A 19,765-nucleotide genomic window follows, 5' to 3' on the forward strand; every position below is an offset into this window, starting at 1 on the left:
AAATCAGGACGGGGCACCGGTGCCCGCCGTCACCGTCCCGCCGCCGAAGCGGCGGGCATAGTCAGCCGGGCTGAGTCTGAGGGTTTTCTGAAAGGCCCGGCGCAGCGCCTCGGGGTGGTCATAGCCACACCGCCGCGCCACCTCCGCCACCGGAATGGATCCAGTATGCAGCAATCCCCGTGCCGCTTCCAGCCGCAGACTTTCCACATAGCGGCCCGGCGGCTGGCCGGTGGCCTGTACAAAACGGCGGATAAACGTGCGGGGTGCCAGCCCACAGCGCCCGGCCAGCGCTTCAACCGTCAGGTCCGACGACAGATTCGCAGGCAGCCAATCCAGCAGGGCCAGCAGCCGGGCGTCGGCATCCGCAGGGCGGGCCGACGGACCGAGATGGGCAGAAAACTGAGCCTGATCTCCCGGACGGCGCAAAAACAGCACCAGATAGCGGGCGACGGCCAATGCCACCACCGGCCCGGCGTCCGCCTCCACCAGAGCCATTGCCAGATCAATCCCCGCCGTCACCCCGGCAGACGTAAACACATGCGGGTCACCATCGCGGCCATCGGGGGCATAGGTATGTAAGCGACAGATATCGAGGGCCAGCCCCGGATAGGCCGCAATGTCGTCGCCCCGGCACCAGTGGGTGGTCACTGCCCTCCCGGTCAGCAACCCGGCCTCGGCCAGCAGCAACGCCCCGGAACAGACCGACCCCAGCCGCCGTACCTGCGGTTCCACCCGGCGCAGCCAGTCCAGACAGGCCGGGTCCCGTCGCAGGGCATCAACCCCGTTGCCCCCGGCGATCAGAAGGGTATCAACACCGGTGGCATCCCAGTCGGCCATGGCATGATCCGCCACCATCCGCAGCCCCGAGGATGTCTCAACCACCCCCGCCTGCGGGCCGACCGTCTCCAGCCGGTACAACGGCGGCATGCCCTGACGGGCCAGAACTTCATTGGCACTGGCAAAAACCTGCATCGGGCCGGTTACATCCAGCATCATCACCTGCGGAAACAGGAAGCAGGCAATCCGGCGGGGAACAGGAGATGGCAGGGTCATCGCAGGCTCCGCAGACAGAAACGGCCCCCGGACAACAGATCCGGGAGCCGTCAGTATCGGCGGGAAGACCCCTGTCATCAATGACAGGCACCCCGCCTATTTTGCCAAAACGTCATCAGATCACAGCGGTCAGCCGCCGAAGTGCGCCGCCAGCAGCGGCACCCCCCAGAACACAGCCCCCACCGATACCGCCAGCAGAACCAGCGCCAGCAGCGGCGACACCATCCGCGGTGCCGGTTCCCCCGGCGGCAGGCTGGCGCGGTCTTTGTAGCCGGTGACCATCGGCTTCACCAGATTCTCCCCCTTCAGGCGATAGACGACCACGGCGCAGACATGCACGATCACCAACGCGATCAGGCCATCGGCGATCAGACCGTGAAACCCGGTGAGAGTATCGGACAGATCCTTACCGACAGTGGCCGCCAGCGGACCTTCCGACAGAATATCGTCATTAGAAAACAGACCGGTGCCCGCCTGCAACAGCAGCAGACTCAACACCGCCAGAATCATCAGCGCCCCGGCCGGATTATGCCCGGCAAACAGCGGGTGCTGACCGGACCGGACCGCCTTCAGATAAGCAATCACAGCCGCCGGCCCCCGCACGAATGATGAAAAACGGGCGGTCGAAGACCCCAGCAGTCCCCACAGGACGCGATAGAGCACCATCGCCAGCACCACCTGCCCCAGCAGCATGTGCAGATCGGTGTTCATGATGGTCTTGCCGCCCGGCAGCGGCAGATCAATCCCCCCGACTGTGCCCGACAGCCACAGTACGGCAAACAGCAACACCAAAATCCAGTGAAACAGCCGAGTCGGCAGATCCCACACCTTCACCATTTTCCTGCTCCTCCTGCTTTTCACAGACAGCGGCCTGTCCAGCGGTCAGCCTCTGCGCCCGCACGCAATGTCACTCCGGTAAGGGTATGGCGGCACCTGCCTGAACGGAACCTTAAATTGCCGCAGCGCAGCATGTCGCGGGGTAAAGTCATGGTTACCGGCTGGTAACCGCATTCCGTGCCTCTTTCGTTCCATGCCCGGTCCACCCCCTTGACGATGGCGCACCCCCTCCCCATACTTTTACCCGTGAACGCCGCAGATGTGGGTTCGCTCCCGCACCGGGAAGAACAGGTTGCGCGCCAGAGAACTGGGCCGACCCTTCCGGACGGGACCAGAGGACCGGCCTGACCGGGTGCAGACCCGTACAGACCGCTGTTACCGTGGTAGCTCAACCGGAGGACCATGGGTGTGGATTTTCCGTTCCGGCAGGCATTCCGTCAAGGAAGACTGTTATATAAAGCCGGACGGGTACAGGACCTGACGCCGAAACAGTGTGTTCCGGCCCCTGAAAATCCATATCTGCCCAGACATCCACCGATTGCGTTGCCACCCGTCTGACCTTCAGACGGGTTTCGTTGTTTTCGGGCTGATGTGCCGATGATCGGACAGACCCCCGGAGACTGTGATCATAAACCCTGCCGCCCTGGCCCCGATGATTGGGCAGGTCTGGCTCTGACATCGCTTTTCGGAGGATGTATCATGTCTCAGTTCGATTTTGCTCCGCTGTTCCGTGCTGGCGTCGGTTTTGACCGGCTGGCCCGTCTGGCGGAAACCGCCCTGCAACAGGCCGGTGAGCAGTCCACGGCTTACCCCCCGTACAATATTGAAAAGCATGGCGAAGACGCTTACGCAATCACTCTGGCCGTGGCCGGGTTTGCCGAAAGCGACCTCGACATTGAAATCACCGGCGAAATGCTGACCGTGCGCGGCAGCCGCAAGACCGCCGAAACCGCTCAGGCTGACTCCCCAGAAAGCCCGGCGGCGGAGTCTGCTGCCCCTGCCCGTCCCGCCCGTCAGGTTCTGCACCGAGGCATCGCCGAACGCGACTTTGTCCGGCGCTTCCAGCTGGCGGACCACATGCGTGTCACCGGGGCTGCACTTGAAAACGGTCTGCTGACCGTCACCCTGCTGCGTGAGGTGCCGGAAGCGGCCAAGCCGCGCCACATCCCGATCGCCCGCACCGTCAGCGCCCCGGCGCTGCCCCACGCGGCCTGACCTTTCCACCCGTCGCTCCGGGGCACGCTGGCCGTCGCCCCGGAATGACACCGTCAAAACCGGCAGCCTGACTCCCCGGCTGTTCTCCCCCTTCTCTCCGGTTTACAGGGTGCCCCGATGAGCTTTATCTCCGCCCTTCCCGCCTTTTCTCAGGATGGCAATCTGCCCGGCTACATGGCCCGGATCCGCAGCTACCCTCTGCTGACCCCGGAAGAGGAAATGGATCTGGCCACCCGATACGCTGAGACCAAGGATGAACATCTGGCAAACCGCCTGATCACCAGCCATCTGCGTCTGGTGGTCAAAATGGCGATGCAGTACCGCCGTTATGGTCTGCCGATGGCCGACATCATCGCCGAAGGTAATCTTGGCCTGATCAAGGCTGTTCAGAAGTTTGAGCCCAGCCGCGGCTTCCGTCTGGCGACCTATGCCATGTGGTGGATCCGGGCCTCGATCAATGAATACATCCTCAATTCGTGGTCGCTGGTGAAGATCGGCACCGTCTCCACCCAGAAACGGATTTTCTATAACCTGCGCAAGCTGAAAGCCCAGCTCGGTGCCTATGAGGACGGTCCGCTGAGAGATGAGCAGGCCAGCCGCATCGCCGCCATCCTTGATGTGCGGAAAGATGATGTGCTGGCAATGGACGCCCGCCTCAGTGGCCGCGACAGCTCCCTCAACGCCCTGATCGGCGAAGATGGCGACAGTGAACGGATCGACCTGCTGATGGATGACAGCCCGAATCAGGAAGAAACGTTCGTCTCCCTGCAGGAACGCAGCCGGTCGCATACGTTGGTCCATACCGCGATGGAAGTGCTGAACGACCGCGAGAAGCAGATCATCACCGCCCGGCGTCTGCAGGATGACCCGGCAACGCTGGAAAGTCTGGGCGAACATTACGGTCTGTCCCGTGAGCGGGTCCGGCAGATCGAAGTCCGCGCCATGGAAAAGCTGGAAGGCAAAATCCGTGAACTGGTGAACCGCGAGAAGCAGGGAATCCGCCGGGCACTGGATACCTTCCGCAAGCCGCTTCAGTCCGCGTTTGCCAGCACCAACATGACCCCGGCCTACGGCTGATCCTGACTGAATATTAAATTCCCTGAACAGGCCGCAGCCGGTTTCCCCCGGTGCGGCCTGTTGCATTGCACGCCGGTCGGCCTTGCCCCTATTGCAGACATTGGATCAGGGCCTGCATCACCTGCCGGTTGGCATCTTCCCCAATCAGACGGTCCAGCTTCATCCGGGTCAGCTGTCCGGCGTAACGGTTCCGTTCTGTCAGGGCTTGCATGACCTCGTTAATATTGCCTTTCGTCCAGACTGGCCGGGTCTGTCCCCAGAAACAGCGACAATCCGTGCGGGTGAACGTGGCGGCACAGGCGGTGATCACCTCGCGGCCAATATCATCCTCGATTCCGGCTGCCGGATCTGCCTCGCTCCGCAGGGCCTGCCAGACCGGAGCTGGATCCAGCAGACCGGTCATCCACGCACCACCCAGAAAAATCAGTCCCATCAACAGACCGGCGGCAAATCCTTTGATTGCCGAACGGAACGGGTGCAGCCGCCGCCGGACCCGGTGGCGCAGCCCCGGCCTGCGGGTGGCAGCGGGGCCGCCATGGTGCCCGGCAGAGCCCCCGGCATGTCCGCCGCCGTCAGCACGCCCCGCGGTCCCGAATCCTGATCCGTCATGCCGCAACGGCCCATCGCCAGCCGGGGGCCGCGCACCGGGTTTCGCATCATCATGATGATATGGTCCGGTATAGGGGTTCCAGTCGGGGGGAAGAGCCCCCGGCGGCAGGGCCGGTGCCTTACCTTCAGGGCCGGCGGCATCCGGCCTGACAGGATGAGAAATGGCATCGGGCTGACTGTGATGAACCGGTGTCCCAGTCGGGACAGGCCCGTGGCCTGATGCATGAAACGTAGACATTCTGTCTCTCCCTGCGCCCCTCCGGCGGTTGACCCGCTGCAGGCGGAAAACCGCGCCACAGGTCAGGTTTCCCGATCAATCACTGCCCCTTACGACAAAGATACCACGAAAGCGTATCAAGTGAGAATTCCTGCTGGTTTCCGGACCTTGCCCCGCACTATACTGCGCCCGCAATGCTGAAAATGACCCGTTATCTCTTACGTCATCTTATTGCCGGGACCGTGCTGGTCACTGCCGGCCTTTTGTGCATTCTGTGGCTGACACAGTCTTTGCGCTTCGTCGAGATGATCGTGACGCAAGGCCTGTCAGTGGGCAACTTCCTGGCCCTGACCGGTCTGCTGCTGCCGAACTTTCTGGTGGTCGTGCTGCCGATTGCCCTCTTCGGGGTGGTCCTGTTCACATACAACCGCCTTTCCGTGGACAGGGAGCTGGTGGTCCTAAGGGCTGCCGGGATAGGGCCGGTCGCCCTGTCGCGGGCCGCACTGCTGCTGGCACTGGCGGTCACGGCAGTCGTCTACAGCATCACCTTATATCTGGGGCCACTGTCAGCCCGGGCCTTCAAGGACATGCAGTGGTCGTTCCGGCATGACATGTCCCGTCTGCTGATTCAGGAAGGCACGTTCACCCAGATGGGACGGGGCCTGACTCTTTATGTGCGCTCCCGCACCCCTGACGGTGAGCTTCTGAACATCATGCTGCATGACGAACGGCGGGAAAAAGTGGTCTCAACCATGATGGCAGAACGTGGAGCTCTGGTGGATGGCCCCAACGGCCCCCGGGTCGTTCTTGTCAACGGCAACCGCCAGGAAGTCGAACGCGGCACCGGAATTATGTCCCTGCTGCACTTTCAGACGTACACAATGGACATAAGCAAAGACGAAGGAACAGGCGGAACCCGGGTAGCTGAAGCGCCGGAACGCTCTCTGACGGAGCTTTTTTCAGCCAAGGTCGGTGATGACAACGGCGCCATCGGAGAAACCCAGATCCTGCGCTTCCGGTCAGAGGCCCACCAACGGATCGCAAACCCGATCAGCGCCGTTGCGTATACCTTACTGGCCCTTGCCATTCTGCTGGGGGGATCGTTCAACCGTCGCGGTAACGGGCCCCGGCTCATTCTGGCAGTCTCAGCCATGGTTGTGATTCAGGCCCTGATCGTCAGTGCCGGGAATCTCGCAGCAAAATCCGAAACGATGGTGCCGCTGATTTATGCCGTTGTCCTGTTACCTATTCCGGTGGCATTTTTTGCCCTGTTGAAACCGGATTTCTTTTCTTCTCTTTTGATGCGGCCAAGACGCCCGACCCCTCAGGAGCCCAGCTGATGCGCCGGACACGCCGCCTGATCCCGTTTTCTCCCGCATCTCTGGCCTATGCCTCCTTCCTTGCCAGCTGTCTGGCAACCGTTGCCTTTCCTGCCGGGGCTGCCACCCAGCCTGCCGCTCAGACCGGGGCGCCCTCTGGGGCAGGCACAGCTGACGAGCCGTCCACCGAAGGCCGGGCGGTCATCACCGCCGACGAACTGTCCCACGACAAGAACCTTGATACCGTTACCGCACGCGGCAAGGTCGAAGTGCAGTATCAGGGGCGGATCCTGCTGGCAGACACGGTCAACTATCAGGTAACCGCCGACCGGGCCAGTGCCACCGGCAACGTCATCATCACCGAACTTGACGGCACCACCACCTTTGCCGACTTTGCCGAGCTGAGCGGGGACCTCAAGGAAGGTTTCGTCCGGGAAGTCAAGTTCCTGCTGACTGACGGGTCGCGGGCAGCAGCCAGGACCGCCACCCGGAAGACCGATGCCAGTGGTAACGCCATCACCGAGATGGAAAATGCCATCTATTCTCCCTGCGATGTCTGCTCCGACACCCCGGGCAGCGATACCCGCATCTGGCAGATCAAATCCAAACGGGTGGTCCATGACCAGAAGGCAGGAGATATCACCTATAACGACATGTGGTTTGAACTGTTCGGGATGCCGGTGGCCTACACCCCGTACATGTCTCACCCAGACCCCAGCGTTAAGCGGCGCTCCGGTTTTCTGCCACCGTCTTACCGGGTCAATAATCAGTTAGGGGTCGGCGTCAACATCCCCTACTTCTTCGTGATTGATGACCAGCAGGATGCCACGCTGGCAATCATGCCCAGTACCAATGAAAATCCGGTACTGAGCGGTGAATACCGTGGGGTCAGCCGGAAAGCCTCACTGGCAATGTCCGGGTCTGTCACACAGGATAAAGACGACCAGATCCGCAATCACTTCAAAGGCAAAGCCGTTGCGAATCTGGATAATGCTTATCGAGTCGGCGCCGATGTCAACCTCACCTCAGACCGCACCTATATGCGACGTTACCGCTTTGGCAATCAAAGCTATCTGACCAGTCGCGGCTATATCGAGGGCTTCAGCCGGCGTTCTTACGCCTCTGCCGAGGCCCTGTATTTTCAGAATCTCAGTTCACTGGCCACCACCCGGGGCGACCTGCCGATTGCAGCCCCGGTTGCCAGCTGGAACTATTCCAGCGAACCCGGTACCCGCGGAGCCTATACGACCGTCGATATAACATCGGCGGCCGTCACCCGGATGAGCGGGACAAGCAGCCGTCGCGTCAGCGCTGAATATGGCTGGCATCTGCCCTACATCGGGCCGATCGGCGACGTGTACCGCCTTGATGTCGGCATGAGCGGCGATGCCTATCACGTCGAAGATGTGATGACCGGCAGTGGTGAATATTACACCGGGGCCAAGGGCAGGGTTACACCTCTGGCGGCCCTGACCTGGAGCCTGCCGCTCGAACGCCGAAACGGACAGTGGACAGAGGTCATCCGCCCGATTGTACAGGGCGTCAGCACACAGGGCTCAACAAATCCCTCTGAAATCCCGAATGAAGACAGCTATGCTGTTGAATTTGACGATACAAATCTGTTTTCCCCCAACCGTTTCGGCGGACGGGATCGTATTGAGTCGGGCACTCGGGTCAGTTACGGCATGGAATACACTGCGTCCCATGCCCGGGTCGGAGCGATCAACGCCTTGGTCGGTCAATCTTACCGTCTTAGCGGTACCGGTCACTCCGCTTTTCCGGTCAACTCAGGGCTTGATAAAGACCTGTCAGACGTTGTCGGCCGCATGGTGCTTCGACCGTCATCAAATCTGGATCTGATCTATCGCTTCCGTGCAGACGGCGAAACCCTTGATCTGCACCGCAGTGAAGCAGCCGTGCGGGTCGGTCCGCGGGCCCTCAGCCTCTATACCGCCTACGCCCAGCTCGACCGGGCAGAAGATTCCTCCGCTATCCTACAGAAGCGTCAGGAAGCGTCGGTCACCGTGCAATCACAGTTCAGTCAATATTGGCTCAGTCAGGTTGGCCTTCGCTATGATCTGGCGGATAACGGCGGCCCGCTCGAAGTCGGCGGAACTCTTGCCTATGAAGACGAATGCTTCGGGCTCGCTCTGTCTGTCAACCGCAGTTATACCTATGATGTTGACTATGATGGCAGCTTTAGTGTCGGCCTGCGCTTTGCCTTCAAGACACTGGGTGACTTTTCGACATCATCAAGCGGGCTTGGATTTTAACAGCACCTGATGATTAGGCTGCCAGATAAGGGACCAGACACAATGCAGTGCAAGCGCCTCTTTCCCCGCCATCGCGGTGCAGACCGGTTGAAGGCCACCACGCGGTCTGCCCTGCTGTCTGTCGGGCTGACCGCACTGGCTCTGCCGGTCTACGGCACGCTGTCGCCGGTGGCGCAGGCCCAGCAGATGCAGGTGCAGCGGATTGCCGCCGTCGTCAACGATGATGCAGTCACCGTGCGGGATGTCGAAGACCGCATGAATATGCTGATCGGCACGTCCAGCCTGCCCGACTCTCCCGACACCCGTCGGCGTCTGATGCCGCGTGTCCTGCAAATTCTGATCGAAGAGCGGCTGAAGCTGCAGGAAGCCAAGAGGCTCAACATCGCCATCACCGAAGCGGATCTGGACTCAGCACGCCGCCAGATTGAGACCAACAACCGTATGCCTCCGGGGTCTCTGGCCGCCAGCATGCGTCAGAAAGGCGTTGACCCGGCATCGCTGGACAAACAGCTGCGGTCTGACATTGCCTGGGCAAAAGTGGTCCAGAATTCGCTGCGCCGTCAGGTCTCCGTCGAGCAGGAGGAAGTCGCAGCCGTCCTTTCCACCCTGCGGGAAAATCTTGGCAAACCCCAGCGCCTGCTGGGTGAAATTGTTCTGCCTTTCAATGATGAGGCTGAAGAACAGCAGGCCCGGGCCCTTGCAGACCGCCTTGGCGAGCAGCTGAAGCAGGGTGCGGCGTTTTCAGCACTGGCCCGCCAGTTCTCCGGCTCATCGACCGCTGCCGTCGGCGGCGATCTGGGCTGGGTCACGGAAGGACAGCTTGATCCGGAACTGGAAGAGGCCGTCAGCACCCTGAAACCCGGGATGATGGCTGGCCCGGTGGTCAGCGGTGGCAGTCTGCATCTGATTGTTCTGCGTGATGTGCGGGAAACCAAGCGCCTGCCGCCGGAAGCCACCCCGGTCCGGCTGAGCCAGCTGTTTTTCCCCTCGAAGGGTGGTGCGGCGATCCCGGCAGAAAGCCGCGACGACATCATCGCCACCCTCGCTGAAACCGCCAAAGGCTGCGAGGATGTCGACCGGCTGGCCGATCAGGTCCGCCTGCCAAACTCCGGCAGTATCGGGACCATGAAGCCCGCAGATCTGCCCCCTGCCGTCGGATCGGTGGTTGCCACCCTGAAGGAAAATACACTCAGTGCTCCGATTGAGCTGCCTTCCGGGACCGTGGTGGCGATGGTCTGCGAACGGAAGGATGCCGATGGCATGCCCAGCCGTGAGGACATCGAACGGAAACTGGAAGCCGAAAAGCTGGAACGGCTGGCACAGCGGACCCTGCGGGATCTGCGCCGTAAAGCCCTGATCGATATCCGGATCTGACCGGCCATGACTGCTCCGCTTGCCGTCACTATGGGCGACCCGGCCGGGGTCGGGGGTGATCTGACCCTGATGGCGTGGCAGCAGCGGACCACTGCCGCCCTGCCCGCCTTTGTCGCGCTGGACGATCCTGACCGTCTGCGATCCCTTGCTACACGGCTGGGCGTTGCGGTGCCGGTGATTGAGGTCAGCAGCCCGGAACAGGCACCAGCCGTTTTCCCGACCGCCCTGCCGGTGCTGCCGGTGCACCTGCCGACGCCAGCCCGGCCGGGTAATCCCGCCCCCGGACACACAGCGGCAGTCCTGTCTTCCATTCAACAGGCTGTCGCCTTCAGCCGCAGCGGAGCCGCCGGTGCGGTGGTGACGCAACCCATCAATAAAAAGGTCCTGCAGGACGGCGGCTTCAGCTTCCCCGGCCATACCGAATATCTGGCCCATCTGGCGGCTGCCCCCGGCGAACCGGATCCGCTGCCGGTGATGATGCTGGCCTGCCCGGCCCTGCGGGTGGTTCCGGTGACCATTCATCAATCCCTGCGCAGCGTGCCCGACAGTCTGACAACGGATCTGATCGTTGCCCGTGGCCAGATCACTGCGGAAGCCCTGCGCCATCAGTTCGGCATCCCCGCGCCCCGGCTTGGCGTTGCCGGGCTAAACCCCCATGCCGGCGAAAACGGGGCGATGGGACACGAGGATCAGGCGATTGTCGCCCCGGCAGTTGCCCGGCTGCAGGCGATGGGGATCAAAGCCATCGGCCCGCTGCCTGCCGACACGATGTTTCATGCCGAGGCCAGGGCAACCTATGATGCGGCCCTGTGCATGTATCACGATCAGGCCCTGATTCCGATCAAAACGCTGGATTTCCATGGGGGCGTCAACGTCACCCTTGGCCTGCCCTTCATCCGCACCTCGCCGGATCATGGCACGGCCTATGCTCTGGCCGGAACGGGGTCTGCCAACCCATCCAGCTTTTTTGCAGCCCTGACGCTGGCGGCGGCCATGGCCAGCCATCGTTGCTGAACCGACCGCCCCCGTATCCCTCCCCCCCCGATCATCACCCTGCCGAAAGAACTGCCCATGCCCTCCGCTTTCCCGGATCACCCGGTCCATCCCCTGCCGCCGCTGCGCGAGGTGATCGCTCAGCATGATCTGCAGGCGAAGAAGAGCCTTGGGCAAAACTTTCTGTTTGACCTGAACCTGACCGGCCGGATTGCCCGTGGCGGCGGGGATCTGGGAACCGGCACGACCTTTGAGATCGGGCCCGGCCCGGGTGGACTGACACGGGCCCTGCTGGAAGAAGGGGCCCGGCAGGTGATCGCGATTGAGCGTGATCCGCGCATGCTGCCGATTCAGGCCGAAATCGCCGCCGCCTATCCGGACCGGCTGACCGTCGTGCAGGCCGATGCTCTGGAAATCGATCTGACCACGCTGGGTGAGGCCCCGCGCCGGATTGTCGCCAACCTGCCTTATAATGTCGCCACCCCGCTGATCCTGCGCTGGCTGGCCTCCATCAACAGCTTCGCCTGTATTGTGGTCATGCTCCAGAAAGAAGTCGTAGACCGTCTGGCGGCGGCACCCCGCACCAAAGACTACGGCAGACTGTCCGTCATCACCCAGTGGCTGTGTACGGTGGAGCCGCTGTTTGACGTCAATCCCCGGGCCTTTGTTCCCCCGCCGAAAGTGACATCGACGGTGGTGCGGCTGACGCCCCGCCCTGCCCCCCTGGCCCCCTGCGACTTCAAAGCGCTGGAAGCCGTGACGGCCGCAGCCTTCAACCAGCGGCGCAAAATGCTGCGGGCCAGCCTGAAAGGGCTGGGCCGCATGCTGCCCGACGGCATGGATGCTGAAGCCCTGTGCGCTGCTGCCGACATTCCGCCGACAGCACGGGCGGAAGAACTGAGCGTCGAGCAGTTCTGCACCCTTGCCCGCCTGTGCAACGCCCCCGGGACCTGAGAGTGCCTTTTCGGGCCATTACCAGCGGCCCCCATGGATGCCTTCATAAAATTTGATGAAGTTCTTATAAAATCTATAGGGTAAAGCGGTTTTTTTGGGGATAACCGCTCGCAAAGCGCTGCAACATTACGCTGCCTGGTGTACACATAAAGAAGATCCGGGGAGGGATCAGGCGGGCAGGATCTGATCTGCGTCCGCAGTGTGGATTGCGGACACTTTTTCCCCATAAGGAACAGAAGGGTCTGCCGCCGATAGCGTTGATGGCATTCGAGGAGCACGATGATGCCGTCGGTTCAGTCGACTGAAACAGTAGAAGCCGCCGACCTGTCGTTGCTGACGGTCTGCGTCTGGTGTCCGGATCCGCTGGTGGAGGAAGCCCTGATGGCATCCCTGACTGCGGAAGGGGTGACCGCCCCGATAAAGCCGCAAAGCTGGGCCCATCTGCAGACAATCCTGTCAACAGGCCACCCGGATGTGCTGTATGCACTGGTCAGCCCGGCAACACTGCCGCAGATTGCTGAGCTGTTCCGCGCCATCCGTACCGGGGATGTCGGCAGCAATCCGTTTCTGGCGCTGGACGTCGTCACACGCTATCCGCAGTCGCCGGTTCTTGAGACCATGGTCGATGCCGGGGCGGATGATATCCTGCCCTACCACTGGCCCCAGCATTATGTGCGGGAACGGCTGGTCCATCTGGCCTTAAAACGGAAAAAATTCGTTATCACATCCGCCTATGTCGGTCCGGACCGTCGCCGCACCCCACGCCCCGGGGATCAGCCGGAGCCGTTGTTCGATGTGCCCAATCCGGTCAAAGCCAAAGCGGTTGACGGCATCAGCACCGATGACCTGATTGCGCAGATCGAGGTTGCCCGCGACCAGATGCTGGCAGAACGGATGGGCCGCCTCGGCCTCTATCTGGCCCGCTGTGTCATGGATATCCGCGAGACAACCCTGGCCCCGCGCGATGGCATGGTGATGCCGCTGACGCAGGACGATAAGCGCATCATCGCAGCCTCAACCACTATCAACAGCCTTGCCAGCCGCCTTGACGGTCCGGCCCGCTGGAGCGCTTCAGCCGCTAATGAAACCATCCGGCTGGCCCGGCTGGTGATGGCCCTGTCGCATGAAGGGACGGAACATCCCGACCCGAAAGCGCTGCAGGTGGCAGCACGCCAGTACCTGAACCGCTTTGGCTCCACCGCAGATACCACTGCCTTACAGAACTAAGGGCACGGGGCAAACCTGACAGACAGACGGGGGCGACAGGATCGCCCCCGTTCTGCCTTCAACCATCCTGCCGCATCCCGTTAACGAACTGCGCCAGCCCCATCTGCCGGGTCCGCTTCAGGCGCTCCGCCCGCAGAATTGCCTGCACCGCCAGAATACTGTCTTCAATATCGACATTAACCACCACGTAGTCGTATTCCGGCCAGTGACTCATCTCATCGCTGGCCTTCGACATACGCTTACGCACCACCTCTTCCGGGTCCTGCGCGCGGCCACGCAGGCGGCGCTCCAGCTCCTCAAGAGACGGCGGCAGGATAAAGACGCTGACGAGATCTTCCCGCGCGTTCTGGGCCAGCTGCTGGGTCCCCTGCCAGTCGATATCAAACAGAACGTCACGCCCGTCCCGCAGGGCCTCTTCAACCGGCTGGCGGGGCGTACCGTAATAATTGTCAAACACCTTGGCATGCTCCAGCATGCCGCCCTGCGCGACCATCGCCTGTACATCGGGGATCGACCGGAAGAAATAATCAACGCCATCAACTTCGCCGGGGCGCGGCGGGCGGGTGGTCATCGACACTGACATCGACAAACGCGGGTCCCGTTCCAGCAGAGCCCGGGAAATGGTCGACTTACCAGCCCCCGACGGCGATGACAGCACCAGCATCACCCCACGGCTCCGCACCGGCACAGCCTGCCCGTTCATGTCCTGTCCCCCTTGTTTATTCGACATTCTGCACCTGCTCCCGGAGTTGATCGATCACCGTCTTCAGCTCCAGCCCGATCCGCGTCAGGGCCGTGTCCTGCGCCTTGGAGCACAGGGTGTTGGCCTCGCGGTTGAATTCCTGACAGAGGAAATCGAGCCGCCGCCCCACCGGCCCACCGGCATCGAGAAGCTCCATCGCCTGCGCAATATGCGCAACCAGACGGTCCAGCTCTTCCCGCACGTCCTGCCGGGTGGCAATCAGGGCCAGCTCCTGCGCCAGACGGTCTTCACTGACTGGCACCTTCGCCTCAAGAAGTTGACTGAGGGCAGCCCGCAGGCGGTCCTGCATCGCGTCAGGGCGGGCCGATGCCGTCTGCCCGGCACGGCTGACCAGATCAGCGATCGTCGCCAGATGCGCCCGCAAAATGGTGTTCAGGCGCGCCCCTTCCTCGTGACGGGCGGCCTTCAGCCCGGTCAGCGCCTGATCGAGGCTCGCCAGCATCTCTGTTTCCAGTGCCTTACGGGCCTCGTCATCAGGCTCCTCCGCCTCGACGGTTTCCAGCACACCGCGCACCTGCAACAGGCCATCAAAGCTCGGCGGCTGCACATGCAGCGGCAGATCGCGGGCCAGATCCATCAGCTGGGCCAGCAGGGCCTGATTGATCCGCACCTGCCCGCCTCCGGCAGCAGCATCGGTCCGGGTCTGCAGGCTGACGGTCACACTGCCACGGGTCAGATGTCTGGCGACCAGTTCCTTCGCCGGGGCCTCCAGCGCGTCGAACCCGTTCGGCCAGCGGACACGGACATCAAGCCCCTTGCCGTTGACACTACGGGCCTCCCAGGTCCACGACAGGCCCATCTCGGGCCGCTGCCCCCCGGAACGGGCAAAGCCGGTCATGCTGGCAATCGTCTTCATCTGTCAGGTCTCCTGTCCACAGGGGCTGTGGTTCTGTCGCCGGAGCGAGTTATACCGCCGGACGACCGCAAAGGCCAGTCCACCAAAAAAGCCGAGCCGCCGCCGGAAATCCCGGCTAAACTCATGACATGACCAGACATTCCGCCAAACCGACCCGCAATGGTCCCCGCAGGCCAGACCATAAGCATCCAGACAGACCGGATATGGTCTCTCTGACGGTTCTGGTTCCCCGTGACCGGGCGGGGCAGGTCAAGCACTACGCCCAGCGCATCAGCCGCAACCGTCCGGCCCGGCGGGAAGAGGTGCTGCAACAGCTGCGACACCATGCGCGGGAGTTTCAGGCTAGGTTTGGGGTCCGCTCTCTCGCCCTGTTCGGCAGCGTGGCCCACAATGAAAGCCGCCGCGAGAGCGATGTCGATCTGCTGGTCGAGTTTCTGCCCGGCCGCCCTGACGGCATGCTGGAATTCGTCGCCCTGAAGGGCTGGCTGGAAAGCCTGCTCGACCGGCCGGTCGACCTGATCACCCCGGACAATATCAAGCCCCGGATCCGCGACCGCATCCTGCAGGAGGCCATTCATGTCTTTTAAGGACAAGGACTGGCGGGTCAGAATTGATGACATGCTGGAAGCCCTGAGCCGGTGTCAGCGCTATACCGAGGGGATGAACGAACTGAGTTTTATCGCGGACTCACGCACCATTGATGCCGTCGCCCGCAATCTGGAAATCATCGGCGAAGCGGCGAATAAGGTCCCCGATGATATCACTGCGGCCCATCCGATGATCCCGTGGGCTGCTCTGGCGGAAATTCGCCACATTCTGATTCATGAATACCATTCAGTCGATGCGTCGCTGCTGTACCGCACGGTGCGCAATGACCTGCCCCCGCTGCAGCCGCTGCTGATGGCTGTATTGGGGCCGGAACATCCGCATCCCCCCGCTGCCCCCTGACGGGAGATCCCGATGGCCCCCCTGCCCGCCCCCCGCCATATCTGTATCACCGGTGCGTCGTCCGGCATCGGGGAAGCCTTGGCCCTGACCTATGCCGAACCGGGGGTCCGGCTGCTGCTGACCGGCCAGAACCAGATCCGCTGCAAAGCCATCGCCGAGGCCTGCCGTCAGCGCGGGGCAATCGTGGAAAGCGTGATTGTCGATGTCACCGATACCGACGCTATGGCAGTTCTGCTGACTGCCGCCGACGACTTACAGCCGCTGGATCTGGTGATTGCCAACGCTGGCATTGCCGAAAGCGCCGCCGATCCGCGCCGGGTGTTCGAGGTGAATGTTCTTGGGGTGGTGAACACCGTTCTGCCCGTGATTGAACGGATGAAACAGCGGCGCAGCGGCCAGATTGCACTGGTGTCGTCACTTGCCGGATACCGTGGCCTGCCGGGGGCCGCTGCCTACAGCGCCAGCAAAGCCGCCGTCAGGGCATGGGGGGAAGCCTTGCGTGGCAGCCTTGCCCCCTATGGAATCGGAGTGTCCACCATTCTGCCGGGCTTCGTCGTCAGCCGGATCACCGACCGCAACACGTTTCCGATGCCCTTCCTGATGCCCGCAGACAAGGCTGCCGCCCTGATCCGCAGGCGGCTGGGCCGCAACCGGGCACGCATTGCTTTCCCGTGGCAAATGGCACTTGCGGGCTGGCTGCTGTCAGCCCTGCCCGGCTGGCTGTGCGACCGTCTGGTCCGCCGCCTGCCCGCCAAAGAGACCTGAGGTCACTTTCCCTTCAGGGTCAGCCGGTCATTCCAGAAGCCGCTGAAATCAGCGGCGGGCAGCGGCTTGGCAATCCAGTACCCCTGAAAAGTATTGCAGCCCATTTCGCGCAGCAGGGTGGCATGATCCAGCGTCTCCACCCCTTCCGCGACCACGCTGAAGCCCAGATTCTGAGCCAGCGTGACAATCGTGGTGACAATGGCCGCATCCTTGGGGTTCCGGGCGGCATCACGCACAAAGGTCTGGTCGATCTTCAGGGTATCAATCGGGAAGGTCTTGAGATAATTGAGCGAAGAATACCCCGTCCCGAAGTCATCCATCGACAGGGTGACCCCCAGCTCTTTCAGCTCATGCAGGATTGCAACGGCCCGCGTCACATCGCCGGACATGACACTTTCGGTGATCTCAAGATCCAGCCGTGACGGCGGCAGATCGGTCTCTTCAAGAATCTGCGCCACACTGACCACAAAAGCCGGATCCTGAAACTGGCGGACCGAAACGTTGACCGAAACGCTGGGAATATCCATGCCATTGCGCAGCCAGCGGACCATCTGCAGACAGGCACGCCGCAACACCCAGCGGCCAATCGGCACGATCAGGCCGGTTTCTTCGGCAATCGGTATAAACTCCGCCGGGCTGACCATCCCCATCACCGGATGGCGCCAGCGCACCAGAGCCTCGGCCCCCTGCACATCCATTGAATGGGCGCAGACCTTCGGCTGATAGAACAGCTCCAGCTCTCCGCGCGCCGCCGCCAGCCGCAGATCGTTTTCGAGGCTCAGCAGCTCCGGAGTCGCCTGCGACAGCGACGGATCATAAATGGTGTAGCGGCGGACCGCGTTCTTCTTGGACTGATACATGGCGATATCAGCCGTGCGCAGCACATCGCTGACCGTGGTGCCATGATCAGGGAAGTAAGAAATCCCGATCGACGGCAGACAGAACTGCTCTGTCCCCAGCAGGGAAAACGGCTCTGACAGGCTGTAGAGGACCTTATCGGCCATATCAATGCCGTCCTGATCCTGCGCCACATCCGTCATCAGGATCAGAAACTCATCCCCCCCCAGACGGCCAATGGTATCATCGGGCTTGGTGCAATGGCGCAGACGCTTGGCCACCATCCGCAGCAGCTCATCCCCGACAGCGTGGCCGTAGGTATCGTTAATAACCTTGAAACGGTCGAGATCGAGGAACAGAACACAGCCCTTCCGGCCCTCTGCCAGACATTTTTCCAGGGCCTGCTCCAGACGCTCGATCACCAGACGCCGGTTCGGCAACCGGGTCAGCATATCATAATTGGCATGGAAGCGGACGTAGGCCTCGTCACTCTTCCGGCTGGTGATATCGGCGACGTGCAGCACAAAATGGCTGATCTGTCCGTCCGGCAGGCGGACCGGGGCCACTGAAAGCTCTGCCGGAAACACCTCACCCCCGCGGCGGGTGGCAAAAATCTCACCGTTATAGGTACCGGACTGACTGACCCGCTCCAGAATCGTGGTCAGATAACTGCGTTCATGCAGCCCGTCGGCGACCAGCGGCAGCGGTTGCCCGGTCAGGGCTGCGGCATCCTGCCCGGTGACTGCCGCAAAGGCCGGGTTAACGGCATAGACCCGCCCTTCGGTATCCAGTACGGCAATCCCTTCCGCCGTGCTGTCAAACACCTTGGCCAGAAGGCGGATCTCTTCCTCCCGGCGGCGGCGGTCGGAAATATCCTCAACGGTTCCTTCGTAATACCGGATCTGCCCGCTGGAATCGCGGACACAGCGGGCATTTTCGGTAATCCAGATCTGCGATCCGTCCTGGCGGAAAATCTGGGCCTCGAAATTGTGGACGACCCCGTTGCGTTCCATCAGCTCGAGAAAAACCGCGCGGCGGTGAGGGTCCACATAGAGCTGGCTGGCAATATCCGTCAGCCCCGCCATCAATGCATTGACCGATGGATACCCATAGATCCGCGCCAGCGCCGGGTTAACCCGCAGATAGCGCCCGTCCGGTGTGGTCTGATAGATCCCTTCCTGCGCATTCTCGAAGATACTGCGGTACTGGGCCTCAGACTCCCGCAGCTGCTCCGACAGATAGGCCGTCAGCGAGGAAGCCGCCCGCAGGGAAACGATATACTGCCCGCATCCCTGCTTTGTGGTGCAGTCTTCCCCCGCCAGCAGGCGCAGCGACAGGCACAGGATTTGCCCCACCTTGGGGCCGGAGGCCACCCGCAAGGCCAGACTTTTGCCGGTTTCCGGCGGCAGGCTGTCTCCCTCGACGGCGGTCAGATCCGGGAATGCCTCAAACAGACTTTCCGCATTCTGCCCAATCAGATCCGTCAGGGGAAAGCCGAGCAGCTCGCAGCAGGACGCATTGGCCTGAACGACAACGGCCCCCGACAGAATCATCATTCCATCGGGGAGCACATTCAACAGGAGGTCTGACAGCAGCCTCCCGGAGGAGTCTCCGTAAACGCTCACCCCACTTGTCCCCCACGCGTCTTTGCGCCCGCACCCTCTCCGGGATGCGTATTAGAAGGAGAGTTTACGGCAAGCCTTTCCCCGTACGCAACGTAAAGAGCGCATATCGCACCTGAGAATAGGTATATTATACAAAGCTAAGTCTTAAATCTTCCGTCATCGCCGAAACCGGAAGAAATCAACATCATTTTATTGATATATAATAATAATTTCAAAACAGCAGTTTCTCGGCACCTTCGCAGACAAAACACCCCTTAGGTGATCATCCGGCTAAGAATCCCGCACTTCTCATTCGCGCACCCCTCCGGGCTATCCCGGAAGGCATGATAGAAAGACAAAAAGGCGCCTCCCAACCGGCAGGCGCCTTTTTTCAGCCCATCATCTGGATCGCTAAAGACGGCAGGCCGTCAGTCCCGGCCGCTGGCCAGCGCGGTGGTCACCAGCAGCATGACAGCCGTCATGAACAGGCCGAAGTAAATAACGGCATGAGCAATGCCCACACCATAAACAGAGCCGATATAGATCGACAGATACACCAGAAGCCCGACCAGACCGATCAGGACGATTCCAAATGTCTTCCCGGTAACCGACATGACGACATTCTCCTTTGAAGTCTGTCTGCCGCAGGCCGCTCAGCCCCCTCGGCCCAGCCCCCGGCACCCCTTATGACGCAGTCCTGCGTGACATGCCATGTGCTGCAACACAGCTTTAAAAGCCGCGCCAGCATTACCCGTAAATTTTTAGTGGAATCGCGACACACTGTCCATCATTACCGGGCACAGACTGGAAGGACTCCAGAATATTACAGCACCCGGGGCACAGA

Annotated in this window: 19 protein-coding genes; 11 read left to right on the forward strand and 8 right to left on the reverse strand. The window is 61.7% G+C overall.

Features of this window, described 5'->3' with window-relative positions:
- Positions 1-3: 3 nt before the first annotated feature.
- The gene (locus tag G365_RS0109385; protein ID WP_019645268.1) at positions 4-1,053 is read right to left on the reverse strand and encodes a GlxA family transcriptional regulator; all 1,050 of its coding nucleotides are present in this window, start codon (positions 1,051-1,053) and stop codon (positions 4-6) included.
- A 129-nt stretch (positions 1,054-1,182) separates the two neighbouring features.
- The gene (locus G365_RS0109390) at positions 1,183-1,890 is read right to left on the reverse strand and encodes a cytochrome b/b6 domain-containing protein (RefSeq protein ID WP_019645269.1); all 708 of its coding nucleotides are present in this window, start codon (positions 1,888-1,890) and stop codon (positions 1,183-1,185) included.
- A 699-nt stretch (positions 1,891-2,589) separates the two neighbouring features.
- On the opposite strand from G365_RS0109390, the gene G365_RS0109395 reads away from it, so the two are divergent.
- Both G365_RS0109395 and rpoH read left to right on the forward strand, forming a co-directional pair.
- Positions 2,590-3,105: an Hsp20 family protein gene (locus tag G365_RS0109395; RefSeq protein ID WP_019645270.1), complete on the forward strand. Its 516-nt coding sequence runs from the start codon at positions 2,590-2,592 to the stop codon at positions 3,103-3,105.
- A gap of 117 nt (positions 3,106-3,222) precedes the next feature.
- Positions 3,223-4,182 (forward strand): RNA polymerase sigma factor RpoH, encoded by a 960-nt coding sequence (gene rpoH / locus G365_RS0109400; protein WP_019645271.1) that lies wholly within the window; start codon positions 3,223-3,225, stop codon positions 4,180-4,182.
- Positions 4,183-4,270: 88 nt separating this feature from the next.
- Here the strand turns inward: rpoH and G365_RS23795 are convergent, their stop codons facing one another.
- Both G365_RS23795 and G365_RS23800 read right to left on the reverse strand, forming a co-directional pair.
- Positions 4,271-4,615 (reverse strand): hypothetical protein, encoded by a 345-nt coding sequence (locus G365_RS23795; RefSeq protein WP_155976206.1) that lies wholly within the window; start codon positions 4,613-4,615, stop codon positions 4,271-4,273.
- On the reverse strand, positions 4,615-4,845 hold the full coding sequence (locus tag G365_RS23800; RefSeq protein WP_155976207.1) for a hypothetical protein: 231 nt from the start codon (positions 4,843-4,845) through the stop codon (positions 4,615-4,617). The genes G365_RS23795 and G365_RS23800 overlap by 1 nt, the downstream gene beginning before the upstream one ends.
- A gap of 366 nt (positions 4,846-5,211) precedes the next feature.
- Between G365_RS23800 and lptF the strand changes: the two genes are divergently transcribed.
- From lptF to G365_RS0109435, 6 genes are all read left to right on the forward strand, one after another.
- Entirely contained in the window at positions 5,212-6,348 is a 1,137-nt protein-coding gene (gene lptF, locus G365_RS0109410) for an LPS export ABC transporter permease LptF (RefSeq protein WP_245554730.1), read from the forward strand.
- The gene (locus G365_RS20950) at positions 6,348-8,600 is read left to right on the forward strand and encodes an LPS-assembly protein LptD (RefSeq protein ID WP_019645273.1); all 2,253 of its coding nucleotides are present in this window, start codon (positions 6,348-6,350) and stop codon (positions 8,598-8,600) included. Before lptF ends, G365_RS20950 begins: the two co-directional genes overlap by 1 nt.
- Before the next feature lie 87 nt (positions 8,601-8,687).
- Positions 8,688-9,974 carry a peptidylprolyl isomerase gene (locus tag G365_RS0109420; protein WP_169545104.1) on the forward strand — a complete coding sequence of 429 codons (1,287 nt, stop codon included), beginning with the start codon at positions 8,688-8,690 and terminating at the stop codon, positions 9,972-9,974.
- Positions 9,975-9,980: 6 nt separating this feature from the next.
- Positions 9,981-10,988: a 4-hydroxythreonine-4-phosphate dehydrogenase PdxA gene (pdxA, locus tag G365_RS0109425; RefSeq protein WP_019645275.1), complete on the forward strand. Its 1,008-nt coding sequence runs from the start codon at positions 9,981-9,983 to the stop codon at positions 10,986-10,988.
- A 57-nt stretch (positions 10,989-11,045) separates the two neighbouring features.
- Complete coding sequence (gene rsmA / locus G365_RS0109430; RefSeq protein WP_019645276.1) at positions 11,046-11,921, forward strand: 16S rRNA (adenine(1518)-N(6)/adenine(1519)-N(6))-dimethyltransferase RsmA; 876 nt, start codon at positions 11,046-11,048, stop codon at positions 11,919-11,921.
- Positions 11,922-12,200: 279 nt separating this feature from the next.
- Positions 12,201-13,148 (forward strand): hypothetical protein, encoded by a 948-nt coding sequence (locus G365_RS0109435; protein ID WP_155976208.1) that lies wholly within the window; start codon positions 12,201-12,203, stop codon positions 13,146-13,148.
- Positions 13,149-13,206: 58 nt separating this feature from the next.
- On the opposite strand, the gene gmk is transcribed toward G365_RS0109435, so the two are convergent.
- Positions 13,207-13,851, reverse strand: a complete 645-nt coding sequence (gene gmk, locus G365_RS0109440; RefSeq protein ID WP_019645278.1) for a guanylate kinase — start codon at positions 13,849-13,851, stop codon at positions 13,207-13,209.
- Between the two features lie 16 nt (positions 13,852-13,867).
- The gene (locus G365_RS0109445; RefSeq protein WP_019645279.1) at positions 13,868-14,767 is read right to left on the reverse strand and encodes a YicC/YloC family endoribonuclease; all 900 of its coding nucleotides are present in this window, start codon (positions 14,765-14,767) and stop codon (positions 13,868-13,870) included.
- 203 nt (positions 14,768-14,970) lie between these two features.
- On the opposite strand from G365_RS0109445, the gene G365_RS0109450 reads away from it, so the two are divergent.
- Genes G365_RS0109450 through G365_RS0109460 form a run of 3 tightly spaced genes read left to right on the forward strand, consistent with a single transcriptional unit; the run spans position 14,971 to position 16,480 of the window.
- The gene (locus G365_RS0109450) at positions 14,971-15,354 is read left to right on the forward strand and encodes a nucleotidyltransferase family protein (RefSeq protein WP_019645280.1); all 384 of its coding nucleotides are present in this window, start codon (positions 14,971-14,973) and stop codon (positions 15,352-15,354) included.
- Positions 15,344-15,715, forward strand: coding sequence for a HepT-like ribonuclease domain-containing protein (locus tag G365_RS0109455; RefSeq protein ID WP_019645281.1), 372 nt, complete (start codon positions 15,344-15,346; stop codon positions 15,713-15,715). The genes G365_RS0109450 and G365_RS0109455 overlap by 11 nt, the downstream gene beginning before the upstream one ends.
- Positions 15,716-15,727: 12 nt before the next feature.
- Positions 15,728-16,480: an SDR family NAD(P)-dependent oxidoreductase gene (locus G365_RS0109460; RefSeq protein ID WP_019645282.1), complete on the forward strand. Its 753-nt coding sequence runs from the start codon at positions 15,728-15,730 to the stop codon at positions 16,478-16,480.
- 2 nt (positions 16,481-16,482) lie between these two features.
- Here G365_RS0109460 and G365_RS0109465 read toward each other — a convergent pair whose 3' ends face one another.
- Positions 16,483-18,942 (reverse strand): sensor domain-containing protein, encoded by a 2,460-nt coding sequence (locus G365_RS0109465; protein ID WP_043741934.1) that lies wholly within the window; start codon positions 18,940-18,942, stop codon positions 16,483-16,485.
- 407 nt (positions 18,943-19,349) lie between these two features.
- Complete coding sequence (locus G365_RS0109470) at positions 19,350-19,535, reverse strand: hypothetical protein (protein WP_019645284.1); 186 nt, start codon at positions 19,533-19,535, stop codon at positions 19,350-19,352.
- Positions 19,536-19,765: the final 230 nt, after the last annotated feature.

Origin of the sequence: Novispirillum itersonii subsp. itersonii ATCC 12639 (assembly GCF_000381985.1) — a bacterium.
GTDB classification, from domain to species: domain Bacteria; phylum Pseudomonadota; class Alphaproteobacteria; order Rhodospirillales; family Rhodospirillaceae; genus Novispirillum; species Novispirillum itersonii.

Coding starts and splice junctions, on each gene's coding strand:
- G365_RS0109455 (WP_019645281.1), top strand. CDS start 15,344: ATGTCTTTTAAGGACAAGGACTGGCGGGTCAGAATTGATGACATGCTG.
- G365_RS20950 (WP_019645273.1), top strand. CDS start 6,348: ATGCGCCGGACACGCCGCCTGATCCCGTTTTCTCCCGCATCTCTGGCC.
- gmk (WP_019645278.1), bottom strand. CDS start 13,851: ATGAACGGGCAGGCTGTGCCGGTGCGGAGCCGTGGGGTGATGCTGGTG.
- lptF (WP_245554730.1), top strand. CDS start 5,212: ATGACCCGTTATCTCTTACGTCATCTTATTGCCGGGACCGTGCTGGTC.
- G365_RS0109435 (WP_155976208.1), top strand. CDS start 12,201: ATGATGCCGTCGGTTCAGTCGACTGAAACAGTAGAAGCCGCCGACCTG.
- G365_RS0109395 (WP_019645270.1), top strand. CDS start 2,590: ATGTCTCAGTTCGATTTTGCTCCGCTGTTCCGTGCTGGCGTCGGTTTT.
- G365_RS0109460 (WP_019645282.1), top strand. CDS start 15,728: ATGGCCCCCCTGCCCGCCCCCCGCCATATCTGTATCACCGGTGCGTCG.
- G365_RS0109450 (WP_019645280.1), top strand. CDS start 14,971: ATGGTCTCTCTGACGGTTCTGGTTCCCCGTGACCGGGCGGGGCAGGTC.
- G365_RS23795 (WP_155976206.1), bottom strand. CDS start 4,615: ATGGGACTGATTTTTCTGGGTGGTGCGTGGATGACCGGTCTGCTGGAT.
- G365_RS23800 (WP_155976207.1), bottom strand. CDS start 4,845: ATGATGATGCGAAACCCGGTGCGCGGCCCCCGGCTGGCGATGGGCCGT.
- G365_RS0109385 (WP_019645268.1), bottom strand. CDS start 1,053: ATGACCCTGCCATCTCCTGTTCCCCGCCGGATTGCCTGCTTCCTGTTT.
- G365_RS0109390 (WP_019645269.1), bottom strand. CDS start 1,890: ATGGTGAAGGTGTGGGATCTGCCGACTCGGCTGTTTCACTGGATTTTG.
- pdxA (WP_019645275.1), top strand. CDS start 9,981: ATGACTGCTCCGCTTGCCGTCACTATGGGCGACCCGGCCGGGGTCGGG.
- G365_RS0109445 (WP_019645279.1), bottom strand. CDS start 14,767: ATGAAGACGATTGCCAGCATGACCGGCTTTGCCCGTTCCGGGGGGCAG.
- G365_RS0109470 (WP_019645284.1), bottom strand. CDS start 19,535: ATGTCGGTTACCGGGAAGACATTTGGAATCGTCCTGATCGGTCTGGTC.
- rsmA (WP_019645276.1), top strand. CDS start 11,046: ATGCCCTCCGCTTTCCCGGATCACCCGGTCCATCCCCTGCCGCCGCTG.
- rpoH (WP_019645271.1), top strand. CDS start 3,223: ATGAGCTTTATCTCCGCCCTTCCCGCCTTTTCTCAGGATGGCAATCTG.